Source organism: Angustibacter speluncae, from assembly GCF_054777815.1.
Map to the genome: position 1 here is coordinate 1 of NZ_BAAHAF010000096.1, position 2391 is coordinate 2391.

The window sequence follows — 2391 nt, forward strand, 5'->3', positions numbered from 1 at the left end:
GCTGCGCTCGCCCTGGGTGCGGGGCGCGTTCGTCGTCGCCGCCCTCGCGCTCGCGGGGTGGGCGCTGTGGCGCGTCCACGAGGCGGTGCTGGCCGCGCTCGGGCGGCTGCCCTGGTGGGCCGCGCCCGCCGCCGCCGCCCTGACGGCCGTCAACGTCCTGGCCGGTGCGGCCTCCTGGCTCGCGGTCGTCCGCGACCTGGGCGCCACGGCCCCGCGCCCCGCGCTGCTGCGGGCGTTCCTGGTCGGCCAGCTCGGCAAGTACCTGCCCGGCAGCGTCTGGAACGTGCTCGCGGTGTCCGAGCTCGCCCGCGACCACGGCGTCTCGCGGGCCCGTGCCGCGGCCTCGATGCTCGTCATGATGGCGATGACCTGCGTCGTCGCCGTCTGGGTCGCTGCGCTGGCCCTGCTCGTCTCGCCCGGCGTGCGCGGGCAGCTGCCCGGAGCGGTGACCGTCCTGGCCGTGGCCGTCGTCGTGCTCGCACCGCTGTCGCTGCACCCCCGGCTGCTGCACCTGCTGCTCGGCACCGCCGCGCGGGTGCTGCGCCGCACGCCGCCCGCGGCTCCCGGTGCGCGGGGCGTCGCGGCCGCCGCGGGCTGGATCCTGCTGTCCTGGGTCGCGCTCGGCCTGCAGGTGCTCGTGCTGCTCGTCGGTCTCGGCGCCGACCCGTCGCCCGCGCTCACCGCCCTCGCGGTCGGCGGCATGGCGCTGGCGTGGGTCGCCGGCTTCGTCGTCCTGGTCGTGCCGGCGGGCCTCGGCGTGCGCGAGGTGGTGCTGGCCGTCGCGCTCGCCGGTGCGGCCACCCGGGCCGACGTGCTCGTCGTCGTGCTGCTGTCCCGTGTGCTGATGACCGTCGTCGACGCGGCGACCGGCCTGGTGGCCCTGGTCGCCGCCCGGCGGGCGTCAGCCGCGTCCGGGGCGGGTGGCGACGACGACGGTGTTGACCGAGGGTGACACGCCCTCGGCGATGACGACGTCCTGAGGCCCGAAGCCGAAGTCGGTGCTGCCGGCGGGCGACGCGGGCTCGGGCGCGGACCCGCCGCGGGCGCGGCGCAGGCGTCCGGGCACGCCCGAGAGCGTGCGCAGCGCCTCGATGCCGCGGACCCGCCACCCCTCCGGCGCGCCGGGGAAGGTGAACGGCAGGGTGACCAGGCGCAGCCGGCGGCAACGGCGCAGCTCGAGGTCGATCACGCCGGGCGGTGCCGTCATGCCCAGCACGGCGTCGACCTCGAGGTGCCGGCCGACGACCTGCGCGAGGCCGGTGTCGGTGAGCTCCTCGAGGTGCCACCGGTTCCAGGGCCGCTGCCGCGCGAACAGCCGGGTGCGGCGGTCCGGCGTGGCGCACAGGAACGTGCCGCCCGGACGCAGCACCCGCGCGACCTCGGCCAGGTAGGCGTCCATGTCGGGCACGTGCTCGATCACCTGGAACGACACCACGGCGTCGAACGAGGCGTCCGGGAACGGCAGGGGCGTGCGCTCCACGGGCTCGATGGCGACGAACTCCAGGTTGTCGGCCCGGTAGAGCGACGCGGCGTGGCGCACGGCGTCGTCGGAGACGTCGACCCCGACGACCTCGCGGGCGGCGCCGCTGAGGTGGTGCGACCCGTAGCCCGTGCCGCAGCCGTAGTCGAGCACGCGTGCGCCGGCGACCCGCTCCGCGGCGAACTCGTACGTCACCTGGTGGAACAGGTAGATCAGGTAGTCGCCCGGCGAGTCGTCGTAACCGCCGAGGTCCATCCGCTCCGAGGTGGCCTCGTAGTCGTGGGGCACGGGTCCTCCGGGTCAGGTGGTGCGGTCGTCGAGCGGGGGCTGGGTCTTGGCGCGGACCTCGTCGACGGTGACGCCGGGGGCGGTCTCGACCAGGGCCAGGCCGGTGGGGGTGACGTCGATGACGGCCAGGTCGGTGATGATGCGCTGGACGACGCCCTTGCCGGTGTGGGGCAGGGTGCACTCGTCGACGATCTTGTGGGTGCCGTCCTTGGCGGTGTGCTCCATCAGGACGATGACCGTGCGGGCGCCGTGGACCAGGTCCATGGCGCCGCCCATGCCCTTGACCATCTTGCCGGGGATCATCCAGTTGGCGATGTCGCCGCCGGCGCTGACCTGCATGGCGCCGAGGATGGCGGCGTCGACCTTGCCGCCGCGGATCATGGCGAAGCTGGTGGCGGAGTCGAACACCGAGGCGCCGGGGCGCAGGGTGACGGTCTCCTTGCCGGCGTTGATCAGGTCGGGGTCCTCCTCGCCGGCGTAGGGGTAGGGGCCGAAGCCGAGCAGACCGTTCTCGGACTGCAGGACGATCTCGACGTCGTCGGGGACGTGGTTCGGCACGAGGGTGGGCAGGCCGATGCCGAGGTTGACGTAGTCGCCGTCGGCCAGCTCGGCCGCGGCGCGGG

General features: G+C 75.2%; 3 protein-coding genes. 1 reads left to right on the forward strand and 2 read right to left on the reverse strand.

Annotated features, from left to right (window positions below):
• Positions 1-952, forward strand: a 952-nt coding sequence (locus tag ACYVKY_RS12405) for a lysylphosphatidylglycerol synthase domain-containing protein (RefSeq protein ID WP_460435301.1), incomplete at its 5' end; no start/stop codon positions are given.
• On the opposite strand, the gene ACYVKY_RS12410 is transcribed toward ACYVKY_RS12405, so the two are convergent.
• Positions 902-1768 (reverse strand): class I SAM-dependent methyltransferase, encoded by an 867-nt coding sequence (locus ACYVKY_RS12410; protein WP_460435302.1) that lies wholly within the window; start codon positions 1766-1768, stop codon positions 902-904. The genes ACYVKY_RS12405 and ACYVKY_RS12410 overlap by 51 nt on opposite strands.
• 12 nt (positions 1769-1780) lie before the next feature.
• Positions 1781-2391 (reverse strand): 3-oxoacid CoA-transferase subunit B (locus ACYVKY_RS12415; protein WP_460434004.1); only part of this gene is annotated, 611 nt, incomplete at its 5' end.